General features: G+C 60.5%; 15 protein-coding genes and 1 riboswitch. Of the genes, 10 read left to right on the top strand and 5 right to left on the bottom strand.

Translation table 11 applies throughout. The features are described 5' to 3' along the window. The first annotated feature begins 2 nt into the window (after positions 1-2). The 4 genes from metK (at position 3) to HU730_RS23625 (ending at position 3,949) form a co-directional block, all read left to right on the top strand. Positions 3-1,193, top strand: coding sequence for a methionine adenosyltransferase (metK, locus tag HU730_RS23640; RefSeq protein ID WP_003194964.1), 1,191 nt, complete (start codon positions 3-5; stop codon positions 1,191-1,193). 212 nt (positions 1,194-1,405) lie between these two features. Next, positions 1,406-1,756, top strand: coding sequence for a DUF1090 family protein (locus tag HU730_RS23635; protein WP_014720281.1), 351 nt, complete (start codon positions 1,406-1,408; stop codon positions 1,754-1,756). Positions 1,757-1,851: 95 nt separating this feature from the next. Next, positions 1,852-3,516 (top strand): NAD-dependent DNA ligase LigB, encoded by a 1,665-nt coding sequence (gene ligB, locus HU730_RS23630; protein ID WP_186527455.1) that lies wholly within the window; start codon positions 1,852-1,854, stop codon positions 3,514-3,516. A gap of 37 nt (positions 3,517-3,553) precedes the next feature. Beyond that, a complete protein-coding gene (locus HU730_RS23625; protein ID WP_034129072.1) occupies positions 3,554-3,949 on the top strand; it encodes a DUF1090 domain-containing protein in 396 nt (131 codons plus the stop codon). 6 nt (positions 3,950-3,955) lie between these two features. Here HU730_RS23625 and HU730_RS23620 read toward each other — a convergent pair whose 3' ends face one another. After that, positions 3,956-4,405, bottom strand: a complete 450-nt coding sequence (locus HU730_RS23620; RefSeq protein WP_034128909.1) for a cytochrome c — start codon at positions 4,403-4,405, stop codon at positions 3,956-3,958. A gap of 128 nt (positions 4,406-4,533) precedes the next feature. Here HU730_RS23620 and HU730_RS23615 point away from each other — a divergent pair, with 128 nt between their 5' ends. After that, positions 4,534-5,727 carry an MltA domain-containing protein gene (locus HU730_RS23615; RefSeq protein WP_186527456.1) on the top strand — a complete coding sequence of 398 codons (1,194 nt, stop codon included), beginning with the start codon at positions 4,534-4,536 and terminating at the stop codon, positions 5,725-5,727. Between the two features lie 124 nt (positions 5,728-5,851). Here HU730_RS23615 and HU730_RS23610 read toward each other — a convergent pair whose 3' ends face one another. Then, positions 5,852-6,238 (bottom strand): MAPEG family protein, encoded by a 387-nt coding sequence (locus HU730_RS23610; RefSeq protein WP_034128911.1) that lies wholly within the window; start codon positions 6,236-6,238, stop codon positions 5,852-5,854. 29 nt (positions 6,239-6,267) lie between these two features. Further along, positions 6,268-7,101: an EamA family transporter gene (locus HU730_RS23605; protein WP_034128912.1), complete on the bottom strand. Its 834-nt coding sequence runs from the start codon at positions 7,099-7,101 to the stop codon at positions 6,268-6,270. A gap of 103 nt (positions 7,102-7,204) precedes the next feature. On the opposite strand from HU730_RS23605, the gene HU730_RS23600 reads away from it, so the two are divergent. Then, on the top strand, positions 7,205-8,464 hold the full coding sequence (locus HU730_RS23600; RefSeq protein ID WP_034128913.1) for a sodium:proton antiporter: 1,260 nt from the start codon (positions 7,205-7,207) through the stop codon (positions 8,462-8,464). Here the strand turns inward: HU730_RS23600 and HU730_RS23595 are convergent. Both HU730_RS23595 and HU730_RS23590 read right to left on the bottom strand, forming a co-directional pair. Next, a complete protein-coding gene (locus HU730_RS23595; RefSeq protein ID WP_034128914.1) occupies positions 8,458-9,345 on the bottom strand; it encodes a formate/nitrite transporter family protein in 888 nt (295 codons plus the stop codon). The two genes, HU730_RS23600 and HU730_RS23595, sit on opposite strands and share 7 nt — an antisense overlap. Positions 9,346-9,421: 76 nt before the next feature. After that, positions 9,422-9,826: a hotdog domain-containing protein gene (locus HU730_RS23590; protein WP_034128915.1), complete on the bottom strand. Its 405-nt coding sequence runs from the start codon at positions 9,824-9,826 to the stop codon at positions 9,422-9,424. A 188-nt stretch (positions 9,827-10,014) separates the two neighbouring features. Next, positions 10,015-10,121: riboswitch (S-adenosyl-L-homocysteine riboswitch) on the top strand. Between the two features lie 21 nt (positions 10,122-10,142). Here HU730_RS23590 and ahcY point away from each other — a divergent pair. The 4 genes from ahcY (at position 10,143) to HU730_RS23570 (ending at position 14,605) form a co-directional block, all read left to right on the top strand. Further along, a complete protein-coding gene (gene ahcY, locus HU730_RS23585; protein WP_034128916.1) occupies positions 10,143-11,552 on the top strand; it encodes an adenosylhomocysteinase in 1,410 nt (469 codons plus the stop codon). A 178-nt stretch (positions 11,553-11,730) separates the two neighbouring features. Further along, on the top strand, positions 11,731-12,576 hold the full coding sequence (gene metF, locus HU730_RS23580; RefSeq protein ID WP_034129073.1) for a methylenetetrahydrofolate reductase [NAD(P)H]: 846 nt from the start codon (positions 11,731-11,733) through the stop codon (positions 12,574-12,576). Between the two features lie 79 nt (positions 12,577-12,655). Continuing rightward, entirely contained in the window at positions 12,656-13,738 is a 1,083-nt protein-coding gene (locus HU730_RS23575) for a hypothetical protein (RefSeq protein WP_034128917.1), read from the top strand. A 63-nt stretch (positions 13,739-13,801) separates the two neighbouring features. Further along, positions 13,802-14,605, top strand: coding sequence for a transporter substrate-binding domain-containing protein (locus HU730_RS23570; protein ID WP_034128918.1), 804 nt, complete (start codon positions 13,802-13,804; stop codon positions 14,603-14,605). The last annotated feature ends 20 nt before the right edge of the window (positions 14,606-14,625 follow it).

The following is a 14,625-nucleotide window of genomic DNA, read 5'->3' as shown; positions in this document are numbered from 1 at the left end:
AGATGAGCGAATACTCCCTTTTCACCTCCGAGTCCGTGTCTGAAGGGCATCCGGACAAAATCGCCGACCAGATTTCTGACGCGGTGCTGGACGCTATCATCGCTGAAGACAAGTTCGCCCGTGTGGCGTGCGAGACGCTGGTGAAAACGGGCGTGGCGATCATCGCCGGCGAAGTTACCACCACTGCCTGGGTCGACCTGGAGCAGATCGTGCGTGACGTGATCACCGACATTGGCTACAACAGCTCCGACGTCGGCTTTGACGGCGCAACCTGCGGCGTGATGAACATCATCGGCAAGCAGTCCCCGGACATCAACCAGGGCGTTGACCGGGCCAAGCCTGAAGACCAGGGCGCCGGCGACCAGGGCCTGATGTTCGGCTACGCCAGCAACGAAACCGACGTACTGATGCCCGCGCCGATCACCTTCTCGCACCAGCTGGTACAACGCCAGGCCGAGGCGCGTAAATCCGGCGTACTGCCATGGCTGCGCCCTGACGCCAAGTCCCAGGTGACCTGCCGCTACGAAGGCGGCAAAGTCGTGGGCATCGACGCCGTCGTACTGTCGACCCAGCACAACCCAGACGTGTCCTACGCCGACCTGCGTGAAGGCGTGATGGAACTGATCGTCAAGCACGTGTTGCCTGCCGAACTGCTGACCAAGGACACCCAGTTCCACATCAACCCGACCGGCCAGTTCATCATCGGTGGCCCCGTGGGCGACTGCGGCCTGACCGGCCGCAAGATCATCGTCGACAGCTACGGCGGCATGGCCCGTCACGGCGGTGGTGCATTCTCCGGCAAGGACCCTTCCAAGGTTGACCGTTCTGCGGCTTACGCCGGTCGTTATGTGGCCAAGAACATCGTGGCTGCCGGCCTGGCCGAGCGCTGCGAAATCCAGGTTTCCTACGCCATTGGCGTGGCCCAGCCTACGTCGATCTCGCTGAACACCTTCGGCACCGGCAAGATCAGCGATGACAAGATCGTCAAGCTGGTGCGTGAGATCTTCGACCTGCGCCCTTACGCAATCACCACCATGCTCGACCTGCTGCACCCGATGTACCAGGAAACCGCAGCCTACGGCCACTTCGGCCGCACCCCTGCGCAGAAGACTGTGGGTGATGACACCTTCAGCACCTTCACCTGGGAAAAAACCGACCGCGCCAACGACCTGCGTACCGCCGCCGGCCTGTAATCGTTCGCGGCAAATAGAGCCCCGCCAGGTCTGCCTGGCGGGGCTTTTTGTTGCCTGCAGGACCACTTCGGGCTTTTTTGGATCCAAGGCTTGCAGGCCAAATGATGGCCCACTAGAATCCGCGCCCTCTCGGGCCCTTCACCTTATTTGGATATTGCACTGCGCCCGCCCGGGATGGATAAGCGCGCAGGCAATCGAACATTGAGGTTTTCATGCGCATTTCCACGCTCGCCCCTGCCGCCCTTCTGCTCAGCCTGTTCACCCTGTCGGCCCAGGCCGCTGACCTGAACGCTTTGAGCGGCGCCCTGAGCGCCCAGCTCGGTGGCGGCAATGCCGGCGACTGCCAGCAGCAACCCAAAGACCTGCAAGCCAAGATCGACGCGGCCAATGCCAAGAACGATCTGCTGAAAGTGCGGGCGTATGAGGCTGCGCTGGAGCAGGTCAACAAAGCTTGCAACAAACTCGCCGACAGCCAGGCAAAAGTCGACGCCAAGCAGCAGAAGCAGCAGGCCAAGGCTGAAAACAATGATGCTGTGAAGGCCTTGGGCGGCCTGTTCAAGTAAACAGAAATACCCGGTAAAAAGCCCCGCTCGGTCGGGGCTTTTTTGTGGGCGCGCGGATCACTTAGGCTGGCCCCCCTTTTCGAGCAAGGATGCTCATGATGCACGTATTACTGGCTGTTCTCATAAGCGCCGTACCAGCCTGGGCCTGGGCCGAAACCTGCCCCGATGACGTTCACTCACAGCTGGAAACCCTGTCCAGGCAAATCCAGCAGTGGGACGACAGCTACCATCGACAGGGCCAAGCCCTGATCAGCGATGAGCTCTACGACCAGGCCCGCAGACGCCTGGCGCATTGGCAAGAATGCACTCGCGAGCAGACACCCAAGCCTGATAACCCGCTGGCCAGTGCGCGCGGTACCTTACCTCACCCGGTCGCACACACTGGCCTGCAAAAGCTGCCGAGCGAGCCCGCCGTCAGTGACTGGCTCAGCACTCGACAGGATGTCTGGGTCCAACCCAAGGTCGATGGCGTTGCGGTGACACTGGTGTATCGCCAGGGCCGCTTGCATCAGCTCATCAGTCGGGGCGACGGCCTGCTGGGCCACGATTGGTCAGCCTCCGCCGCCAAGATCCCCGGCATTGTCCAACAGTTGCCCGACGCCGTTGATGTGGTGCTGCAAGGCGAACTCTATTGGCGCCTCAACCACCATGTGCAATCGCTCAAGGGCGGGCTCAATGCGCGCAGCAAAGTGGCTGGCCTGATGAACCGTCGTCAGTTAAGCGATGCCGAGGCTGTCGGGATCGGCCTGTTCGTCTGGGCGTGGCCAGACGGCCCGACGGACTTCACCGAACACCTGACCACCTTGGCGCGCTGGGGCTTCACCGATAGCCAACAGTACAGCCAACCCGTGGGCACCATCAGCGAAGCTGCGCATTGGCGCACGCATTGGTACAACGCGCCATTACCCTTCGCCAGCGACGGCGTGGTGCTGCACCAGGCTGCGCGAGCGCCCGCCGAGCGCTGGCAAGCCAGTGCGCCCTACTGGTCGGTTGCCTGGAAGTACCCGGCTATCAAGGCACTGGCCCTGGTGCGCAAGGTCGAGTTCAGGGTGGGACGTACCGGGCGTATTACACCTATCCTCGAATTGGAGCCCGTACGGCTGGATGATCGGCAGATCAGCCGAGTGAGCGTCGGCTCCCTGAAACGCTGGCAAGCCCTGGATATCCGCCCCGGCGATCACGTGTCGATCAGCCTGGCGGGCCAGGTCATACCGCGACTGGACGAGGTGATCCTGCGCAACGAGACACGTGTGGACGTGGAGGTACCCAACGCTCAAGACTTCCACGCCTTGAGCTGCTGGCAACTGGACCCTGGCTGCGAAGACCAACTGCTCGCCCGCCTCACCTGGCTGAGCGGTAAACACGGCCTGGCCTTGCCCCACATGGGGCGCGAAACCTGGAACGTATTGATCCAGGCCGGTCTAATCGCAGGCTTTCTCGATTGGTTGACACTTGATGCGGCCGAGCTTGCTACCATTGAGGGCTTAGGCGAGCGTACCCGTGCGCGGGTGCTCGACAGTATTCAAAGCGCCCGGCAACGCCCTTTTTCACTATGGCTCAAGGCCTTGGGCGTGCCGCCGGCGGCGCGCAACAACCTGGAAGGAGACTGGCAGACGCTGGTCGCCAAAGACACTCAAGCCTGGCTGGCCTCAGATGGCATCGGCCCGGGACGCGCGGCGCAACTCAGCGCTTTTTTTCGCGACCCGCAGGTACAAGCCTTGGCTGAAACATTACGCGGAGCCGGGATAGATGGGTTTTGATCCCCTCCGCCACCTGATTGCGAACCTGGAGTCTTATATGAAATTTCTCGCCCCCTTTGCCTTGCTGACCTTCGCGAGCTTCATGGCCACGCCGCTGTTGGCCGCCGAAGACGCACAACCCCTCACCGGCTGCGCCGCCAAGCGCCAGGCCATCAGCAGCCAGATCGAACAAGCCAAGGCCCACGGCAACAGCGCGCAACAGGCTGGCCTGGAAAAAGCCCTGGCCGAAGTTACCGCCCACTGCACCGATGCCGGCTTGAAGAAAGAACGTGAAAACAAGGTGCTCGACGCCAAGCACGAAGTCAGCCGCCGTCAGGCCGACCTCGACAAGGCCATGAAAAAAGGCGACCCGGACAAGATCAACAAGCGTAAGGAGAAACTGGCCGACTCGCGTAAAGAGCTGCAGGACGCAGTGGAAGAACTCGACCAGTAAAACCGATCAATGATCGCGGAACTGTTTATGGCAGGCGCTGCAGGCATCTTCAACTTTTTGCACCGCAGGTTGAAGGCTACTGGCTTTATAAGGCTGCACCTGGCTGGCGATCACCAATTCACCGGTGGCCGCCTCAAGTTCGCGGGCCAGTTGCTGGAACTGCGCCTGTTTTTGCCACACATCATCTTTGGCACTGGTGTGGTCTTCTTCGCGTACGCTCGGGAAATGTTTCCACGGTTCATGGGACAACGCATCCAGCTTGACCGCACCCTCGGCGAACTTGGCGCCATCAAATGGGATACGTCCGCGCAGCATGCCGCCCAGGTCTTCACCGGTCTTGAGCATCTGCTTGAAGATCGCCTTGCGCTGGCCCAGGGGGGAATTGGGATCAACACCGCCACAGGCAGACAAAGCCAGGCAGGCCAGCAATACAACGGTCAGTTTTTTTAACATCATCATGGCTTCAAGGTCACGGGAAACGGCGGCCAGTATCCTCGCACCGCCCACAAAGACCAATAGCCCTATTAATAACAAGGTTGCCCGGATGCAGTGAAGCGCGGGCAATCGTTTCAGGAATTGCTTGCATGAATGTCACCTTCAAACCCTGGGGCCGCCGCCTGGCTTGGGCTCTGCCATTGTTCGCGCTACTGGCCGGCTGCGATGCCGGTAAAGACACCGATAAAGAAGTTGCCCAGGAGCCAACCAAACCTCACGCCGTTGCCACCTATGTGAGCGCACCGTGGGAAGCCCTGCCGAGCGTTTCCGACAGCGACTTGCTCGCCGGGTTTGAATCCTGGCGCAGCGCCTGCCAGCGCCTCAAGGCCGACCCGATCTGGGGCCCGACCTGCGCGACAGCGGCCAGCGTACCGGGCGATGCCGTAGCGGTTCGTAGCTTTCTCAAGGAACACCTGGATGTCTTCGGCCTGCGTTCGGCCAACAACACGCCAAACGGCTTGATCACGGGTTATTACGAGCCGGTCTACCCCGGCAGCCTGACCAAGACCGCCACCGCCCACGTGCCGGTATACGGGGTGCCGGACGACCTGATTGTCGTCAACCTCGACAGCATCTATCCGGAGCTCAAGGGCAAGCGCCTGCGCGGGCGCCTGGAAGGCCGTGTGCTCAAGCCGTATGACGACGCCAGCACTCTCAACAGCCAAGGCTCCACCGCCAAGCCGATCGCCTGGCTGACCGACCCGATGGACCTGCAGTTCCTGCAAATCCAGGGCTCGGGGCGTATTCAACTGGCCGGCGGGCGTCAACTGCGTGTGGGTTACGGCGACCAGAACGGCTACCCGTACCGCCCCATTGGCCGTTGGCTGGTGGAACAAGGCGAACTGAAAAAAGAAGACGTGACCATGGGCGCCATCAGCGCCTGGGCCAAGGCCCATCCGCAGCGCATTCCAGAACTGTTGGCGAGCAACCCCAGCTACGTATTCTTCAGCGCCCGCCCCGACAGCAACGAAGGCCCGCGCGGTTCGCTGAACGTGCCATTGACCGCTGGCTACAGTGTGGCAGTGGATCGCAAGGTGATTCCGCTGGGCAGCCTGTTGTGGTTGTCGACCACCAAACCAGACGGCACGCCACTGGCACGCCCCGTCGCCGCGCAGGATACCGGCGGCGCAATCACCGGAGAAGTGCGCGCAGATCTGTTCTGGGGCACAGGCAATGCCGCAGGCGAGTTGGCGGGGAATATGAAACAGCAAGGGCAGATCTGGATGCTGTGGCCCAAAGGCACGGCATTGCCCCAGGTGCCGGATGCGCCTGCCGGAACCTGACAATCACTGGCGCTTTTTGTAGGAGCGAGCTTGCTCGCGAAAAACGCACAGGCGCCGCGCTTACTCAGGAAGCACGCGTTATCGTTGACGTTCTTCGCGAGCAAGCTCGCTCCTACAACACCCCTTACATCGAAACGAAGAAGAAACTCGCAATCAACGCCATACCCACGGCCCACACCAGCGAACGCAAGATCGCCCAGTCCGCCAGGTAGCAGATGATGTACAGCAGGCGGCTGGTGATAAACAGCACTGCCAGCACGTTGATCGTCACCAGTTCGGCGTTGCCGGCCAGGTGCGCAATGATGACTGCAGCGGCAAACGCCGGGGTCACTTCGAAACTGTTGAGTTGCGCGCTATGAGCACGCTTGGCGACGCCTTCCAGGCTATCGAGGAAGGCACGCGGGTCGTGGTTATCCCGTGGCCCGAACTTGCCTGTGCTGAACTTGGCCACACCGGTGCAAATGTACGGCAGAAAGATTGCGATCAATACACACCATAAAGCGACTGTCATCACCGATTCCTTTTAGTTTTATCCGACGGTTAGAGTTTCATCACCAACATGCCAATCAACACCACCCCACAGGCTATGAGCCGTGGACGGCCAAAAGGTTCTTTCAAGTAACGCATACCGAACAGCACCACCAGAATCACACTGACTTCGCGCAGCGCGGCGGCTTCGGCAATCGAGCCCAACTGCATGGCCCAAAGTACCAAAGCGTAGCTCAACAACACGCACAGCCCCACGCTCAAGCCCAACCGCCACTGGGTGCGCCAGAACAGGCTGAAGGCTGCACGCTCGCGCACCAGCGCCAGCAACGGAAACGGCCAGGCGCTGATCAGGGTCAGCCACACCAGGTAATCCAGCGGATGCGACCAGCGCCGCAGCGCCTGCCCGTCCAGAAAGGTGTAGCAGCCGATGCACAGACCAATCAACACCACCACCGGTAGCATCGACCAGGGCAACCGGTCACCGCCGCCGCCCTGCCACAGCAGGCACACCATGCCGAACGGAATCAGCAGAATCCCCAGAATCTGCTGGCTACTCAACACTTCGCCGGCAAACACCAGGGTCAGCACCAGCACCACCAGCGGCGACAAACCGCGCATCAACGGATACACCAGGCCCAGGTCACCCACCCGATAGGCCTGGATCAACAAATAGCGATAGAGCAACTCAAACAACGCAGAAGCAATGATCCACGGCCAGATGTCCAGCGGCGGCAAGGACACGAAGCCCACCGCGAATACCACGAACAGCAGCGCCACACTGTCCATGCAGGCAATGACTAAAAGGCGCTCGCCGCTGAACTTGATCAAGGTGTTCCACGTCGCATGCAACAGCGCCGCTACCAGCACCAGGGCTGTCGCTACCACCAGAACCTCCTTAATTGATACGTCATGTAACAGCACCTGTTTATACTAACTACCGATTCGACGCACCCCGTGCGCCTATATTTCCCTGCTCCAAGGACCCCGGATGCTTGAACTTGTCGCCGCCTTCATCTGCCTCACCACCCTGCTCACTTATGTGAACTTCCGCTTTATCGGCCTGCCGCCCACCATTGGCGTGATGGTCACCGCACTGTTGTTCTCGCTGATCCTGCAAGGCCTGAGCGTGCTCGGCTACCCAGGCCTGGAAGAACGTATCCAGCAGTTGATCGGCCAGATCGACTTCGGCGATTTGCTGATGAACTGGATGCTGTCGTTCCTGCTGTTCGCCGGCGCCTTGCACGTCAACTTGAACGACTTGCGCAGCTACCGCTGGCCCATCGGCCTGCTGGCAACCTTTGGCGTATTGATCGCCACCGTGGTCATCGGCAGCCTGGCGTACTACATCTTCGCCCTGTTTGGCTGGCACGTGAGTTTCCTTTACTGCCTGCTGTTCGGTGCCCTGATATCCCCTACCGATCCCATTGCGGTGCTCGGCGTGCTACGGACCGCCAATGCCTCCAAACCGCTGAAAACCACCATCGTCGGCGAGTCGCTGTTCAATGACGGCACCGCCGTGGTGGTGTTTACCGTGCTGCTGGGTATCGCGCAGTTGGGTGAGACGCCCACCGTGAGCGCCACGGCCATGCTGTTTGCCCACGAAGCCATTGGCGGCGTGCTGTTTGGCGGGCTGATCGGCTATCTCGTGTACCTGATGATCAAGAGCATCGAACAGCACCAGATCGAAGTCATGCTGACCCTCGCCCTGGTGATCGGCGGCTCGGCCATGGCCTCGGAGCTGCATGTGTCCGCACCGATTGCGATGGTGGTCGCGGGGCTGATCATCGGCAACCTGGGGCGCAAACTGGCGATGAACGACATGACGCGCCGCTACCTGGATGGCTTCTGGGAATTGCTCGATGACATGCTCAACGCCTTGCTGTTTGCGCTGATCGGCATGGAGCTGCTGCTATTGCCATTCAACTGGCTGCACGTGTTCGCGGCCAGCCTGCTGGCAGTGGCGATCCTGCTCTCGCGCCTGCTGACCGTGGCCCCGGCGATCCTGTTGCTGCGCCGTTGGCGCACGGTGCCACGCGGCACTATCCGCATCCTCACCTGGGGTGGCCTGCGCGGCGGGGTTTCGGTGGCACTGGCCTTGGCCCTGCCTCTGGGCCCGGAGCGTGACTTGTTGCTGAGCATCACCTACATCGTGGTGCTGTCTTCGATCCTGTTGCAGGGGTTGAGCATCGGCAAGCTGGTCAAGCACGTGACCCGGGACGAACCCCAGGCCACGCCTGAGCATCACTGATCCTTGTTGATCTGCTGCGGATGCCTCGGGTCCGCAGCCTTTTTACCTGGCAGGCTGCTTTCGCTGCGAACCTGCGCATGGCTGATCAACGCGAAGATGAAACTGCCGCCGATGATGTTGCCGGCCAGGGTCGGCCCGGCGAAGACCAGCCAGAAATCCTTCCATGGCAACTCGCCGGCAAATACCAGGTAGGACACTTCGGCTGAACCGACGACGATATGGGTGAAGTCACCCAGAGCCATGAAGTAGGTGATCAGAATGATGATCCACAGCTTGGCACTCTCCATCGACGGGATCATCCAGACCATGGTGGCGATCATCCAACCGGAGACAATGCCCTTGGCGAACATCTGCGCGGGGTCGTTCTCCATGACCTTGCGCCCGATCTCGAGGAAGGCCAGGTCGGTCTTGGTATCGAAGATCGGCAGGTGCAGCATCACGTAAGCCACCAGCAAGGTGCCACACAGGTTGCCCACCAGCACCACTGACCACAGCCGCAACAGACGCCCGGCATTCGCCAGGGTTGGCTTGCTCATCACCGGTAGCACGGCGGTCAGGGTGTTTTCGGTAAACAGTTGCTGGCGTGCCAGGATCACCGCGAGGAAGCCCGCGCAGTAGCCGAAGCTGGCAATTACCTTGAAGGCTTCGCCCTCAGGCAGGCGTGAATTGAGCAGCCCCATGGCCATCAGTGACAAACCCATGGTCAGCCCGGCTGCCAATGCCGACCACCACAACGCGGCGACACTGCGCTCCAGCTCCTGGTCGCCCTGGGTACGAATGATTTCGTGCAATACCGCTGCGCGGGGCGGCTGGTTCTTGTCGACGTCCTGCTGCTCTTCCTGGGACAGGTTGGGGGTCTTGCCGTCTTCTTGCGTAGCCATGGTGATACCTGAACGGGGGGCGATGTTCAGGTACGACCTATGGTTGAGGAAGAGCGTTCACTGGTCCTGCGCGGGATTACTCGCTGAGGCCGTCTTCCTGGAACTGATCCTTGACGTACTTGATCTCTGTACGGCCGTGAGGCGCTGGCAAACCGTCTTCGCCAAGGTTGACGAAGACCATTTTTTCTACCGTCAGGATGCTTTTGCGCGTGATCTTGTTACGCACTTCACAGGTCAGGGTAATAGAGGTACGACCAAACTCGGTGGCCGTGATCCCCAGCTCGATGATGTCGCCCTGGCGCGAGGCGCTGACAAAGTTGATTTCCGAGATGTACTTGGTGACCACGCGCTGGTTGCCGAGTTGGACAATGGCGTAGATGGCCGCTTCTTCGTCGATCCAGCGCAACAGGCTGCCGCCGAACAGTGTGCCGTTGGGGTTGAGGTCTTCGGGTTTTACCCATTTGCGGGTGTGGAAGTTCATGGGGGGACGAGCTCCGAGGTGTTTGAACGATAGATTTCACCCCCCAGCTTCAAGTTTCAAGCGACAAGCTGCAAGTAAAAGCCGATTCGCTTTAACTTGCCGCTTGTAGCTTGCCACTTGCCACTTGCCGGTCATAGGCCGTTATAATCGCCCCCGATTCAGAACGGCCACCACCGTTCTCCCGCCACCTGTCCGAGGGGCGCTGCAGCAGGTTCAACCTGTCAGGCTCGGATGGGGCGTTGTCCGGCCTGGTTGCCCTGGCCTGATACTAAACGCACAACGGCGCCCATTCGCACACTACGAATGGAGGCTCTCTATGAGCGCTGTAATGACGCCTGCAGATTTCAACGACTACAAAGTCGCCGACATGTCTCTTGCTGCCTGGGGCCGTCGCGAAACCTTTATCGCCGAATCCGAAATGCCAGCCCTGATGGGCCTGCGTCGCAAGTACGCCGCTGAGCAGCCGCTCAAGGGCGCCAAGATTCTCGGCTGCATCCACATGACCATCCAGACTGCCGTGCTGATCGAAACCCTGGTTGCCCTGGGTGCCGAAGTGCGTTGGTCGTCCTGCAATATCTTCTCGACTCAAGACCAGGCCGCTGCCGCTATCGCTGCTGCCGGTATCCCGGTATTCGCCTGGAAAGGCGAGACCGAAGAAGAGTACGAGTGGTGCCTGGAGCAAACCATCCTCAAAGATGGCGCGCCTTGGGATGCCAACATGATCCTTGACGACGGCGGCGACCTCACCGAGTTGCTGCACAAGAAATACCCGCAGATCCTCGACCGCGTCCACGGCGTGACCGAAGAGACCACCACCGGCGTACACCGCCTGCTGGACATGCTGGCCAAGGGCGAGCTGAAAATCCCGGCCATCAACGTCAACGACTCGGTGACCAAGAGCAAGAACGACAACAAGTACGGCTGCCGTCACAGCCTGAACGATGCGATCAAGCGCGGCACCGACCACCTGCTGTCGGGCAAGCAAGCCCTGGTGATCGGCTACGGTGACGTGGGCAAGGGCTCGTCCCAGTCCCTGCGTCAGGAAGGCATGATCGTCAAGGTCTCCGAAGTCGACCCGATCTGCGCCATGCAAGCCTGCATGGACGGTTTCGAAGTGGTTTCGCCGTTCATCAACGGCCAGAACGACGGCACCGAAGCCAGCATCGACAAAGCCCTGCTGGGCAAGATCGACCTGATCGTCACCACCACCGGTAACGTGAATGTGTGCGATGCGAACATGCTCAAAGCCCTGAAGAAGCGCGCCGTTGTCTGCAACATCGGTCACTTCGACAACGAGATCGACACCGCTTTCATGCGCAAGAACTGGGCATGGGAAGAAGTGAAGCCGCAGGTACACAAGGTTCACCGTACCGGCGCTGGTGATTTCGACCCACAGAACGATGACTACCTGATCCTGCTGGCCGAAGGCCGCCTGGTGAACCTGGGCAACGCCACTGGTCACCCAAGCCGCATCATGGATGGCTCGTTCGCCAACCAGGTGCTGGCGCAGATCTTCCTGTTCGAACAGAAGTACGCCGACCTGTCGCCAGCCCAGAAAGCCGAGCGCCTGACTGTGGAAGTACTGCCGAAGAAACTCGACGAAGAAGTGGCCCTGGAAATGGTCCGCGGCTTCGGCGGCGTGGTGACTCAACTGACCAAGACCCAGGCCGACTACATCGGCGTGACGGTTGAAGGCCCGTTCAAGCCGCACGCTTACCGCTACTGATCGGCCTTGCTGGCGCCGGCTCTTCTGTGGGAGCCGGGCTTGCCCGCGATGCAGACGCCTCGGTGTTCTAGTAACACCGAGCGGATGCTATCGCAGGCAAGCCAGCTCCCACAGAAAGCCAGGCACCCGCATCGATTGCGTATGCCTTCCAGGCTTTCGAGTTTCCAAGGGTATTACCATGTCCCAAGACCGTCGCTACAGCTTCGAGTTCTTCCCGACCAAGACCGATGCTGGGCATGAAAAACTGATGGCAACTGCCAAGCAGTTGGCCAGCTTCAGCCCTGACTTCTTCTCCTGCACCTACGGCGCTGGCGGTTCGACCCGTGATCGCACGATCAACACCGTGTTGCAGCTTGAAAGTGAAGTCAAAGTTCCCGCCGCTCCGCATTTGTCCTGCGTGGGCGACAGCAAGGCCGACCTGCGTAGCCTGCTGACCCAATACAAAGCCGCCGGCATCAAGCGCATCGTTGCCCTGCGTGGCGACCTGCCATCGGGTATGGGCATGGCCAGCGGTGAGCTGCGCTACGCCAACGATCTGGTGAGCTTCATCCGCGAAGAAAGTGGCGATCACTTCCATGTCGAAGTAGCCGCTTATCCGGAGATGCACCCCCAGGCGCGCAATTTCGAAGACGATTTGCAGAACTTCGTGCGCAAGGCCAATGCCGGCGCCGACAGTGCGATCACCCAGTATTTCTTCAACGCCGACAGCTACTTCTACTTCGTCGAGCGTGTACGGGCGATGGGCGTGAACATCCCGATCGTGCCGGGCATCATGCCGATCACCAATTACAGCAAGCTGGCGCGCTTCTCCGACGCCTGCGGTGCCGAGATCCCGCGCTGGGTGCGCAAGCAACTGGAAGCCTATGGCGATGACGTCAAAAGCATCCAGGCGTTCGGCGAGCAGGTCATCACCGAGATGTGTGAGCAATTGTTGCAAGGTGGTGCACCAGGGTTGCATTTCTATACCCTGAACCAGGCTGAACCCAGCCTTGCCATCTGGAACAACCTCAAGCTGCCACGTTAACGCTTGACCGGTTGTACCAAGGCCCTCGTTCTGACGAGGGCCTTTGTCGTTTTACGTTACCCACGGAACCCCGCAGTCCATGAATACAGTGCCCTCGACGTCCCGCCCGCAACTGGTCTACCTGGTCTTCGGCGCCGACACCTACCATCAGGAAGCCGTATTCAGCATCGCCAGCGCACTGGCATTCCTGCAGGACACGCCGGACGCGAACATCGACATTCAGGTATTCAGCGACAACCCCGAACCCTATCGCTTGCTGCCGGTGCGCGTCCGCCCGCTGGACGAGGCCACCCGCAAACGCTGGAGCGAGCCCCACGGCTATCACTTTCGCACCAAACACGTGGTGCTGCGCCAGGTGCTGCAAGAATCCCCGGTAGCATTGCTCATCGACACCGACACCTTCTTCCATCATTCGCCCATGGCCCTGTTCGAACGCGTACAGCCCGGCACCCTGCTGTGCAACGCTTTCTACACCAAGTACGGCGACAATCACGAAAGCATCCTCTACACCGCCCTGCGCCAGCGCCTGCTGGACATGGGCGTGGCCGACGATGACATGATGACCCTCAACTCCGGCGTCATGGGCCTGACCCAACAGGATGCGCACATCCTCGACCACTCCATCGAGTTGATGGATGAACTGTTCCCCCACGCCCAGGGCGCCTACACCCTGGAAGAGTTCTGCCTGTCCATCGCCGCCTACCGTACCCTCAAGGTGCGCGAGTGCCCGGACCTGATCCACCACTACTGGAGCCGCAAACAGCTGTTCCGGGCCAAGGTCAAGGCGTGGATCGCCAAGCACGCCAGCGCGCCCACCAGTGTGCAAGCCCTGGCCGATACGCGCCAAGTCTCCTCGCACCTGCCGCGCCCGCCGCGTTTGCAGCGTTTGATGTACAAGCTGATCACCCTGCTGCTGCCCAAGCATCAGCAACAGTTCATCCGCGAGATTCTCTACGGCTGCTACGAACACGAAAACGAGTTCGACCAGGCGTGCGGCCCGGTTTGGTGGGACAAGGCCCGACAAAACCAGGAAGAACGCCAGAAGCGCCCGATTGATGCCCACCAGTTGGAACACTGGTTCGCCAACCCCGTGGTGCGTTTGATTCTGGGTGAGCGCCGGGCCGCGATCCACGAACACCTGCTGAACGCTCCCGCGAAGTAAGACCGCCCGCCAATGCGCGTGCCAGAGCTTCTCTTTCTTCGGGGAGCGTCGTAACCTCAGGGTATGCCCGTCCTCTTCAAGCTGTTGACCGCTGTGCTGTTTTCTTGCCTGAGCCTGGCCGCTCATGGCGAGAAACTGCGCATTGTCACCGAACCCTGGGCGCCCTATGTCTACGAAGACAACGGCACCATGGCCGGCCTGGATTATGAAACCACCCTGATCGTGTTCCAGCGCCTGGGGGTGGAGGTGCAATGGCAGTTCCTGCCCTGGAAGCGCTGCTTGGCGATGCTCGAGCAGGGCCACGCCGACGGCGCGCTGGATATCTTTCACAGCCAGGAGCGCGACGCGTTGCTGCTCTATCCCAGCGAGCCGTTGTCGGAAGTCGAATTTGTCTTGTTCTATGCCAACGAACGCCCTCACCCCGCCGCCACGCTCGACGACCTGCGCGGCCTGACCGTTGGCGTTTCCCCTGGCTACCTTTATGGCGACGCGTTCAGTAAGTCCAACACCTTCCAGCGCGAACCCGCCCCCAGCCATGAAGCCAACTTTGGCAAACTCATGCTGGGGCGCGTCGATATGGTGGTGACTGACCGGCGCGTGGGGCACCACGTGCTCAAGGCCCTGGGCCTGGAAGGTAAAGTCAGCCAGGCATCGGTGGTGGTCAGCCGCCAGCAGCAATTTCTTGCGGTACGCCGTGGCGCAGGCATGGACCTGCTGGTGCAACGCTTTGCCGCCGAGCTCAAGCGCTTCAAGCAAGAGCCCGCCTATGCCACATTGAGCGCCAAATATGGCCGGATGCACGAGCAAACGGCACCCATACCAGCCCCCGAACACGCCGTTGAGCAGCAGGAAAGCAGCGCGCAGTGATTGCTCTGTTATACTGCGGC

The organism is Pseudomonas sp. SWRI22 (assembly GCF_014268395.2).
Taxonomy (GTDB): domain Bacteria; phylum Pseudomonadota; class Gammaproteobacteria; order Pseudomonadales; family Pseudomonadaceae; genus Aquipseudomonas; species Aquipseudomonas paracarnis.
This window is presented reverse-complemented; position numbering and strand designations above follow the sequence as displayed.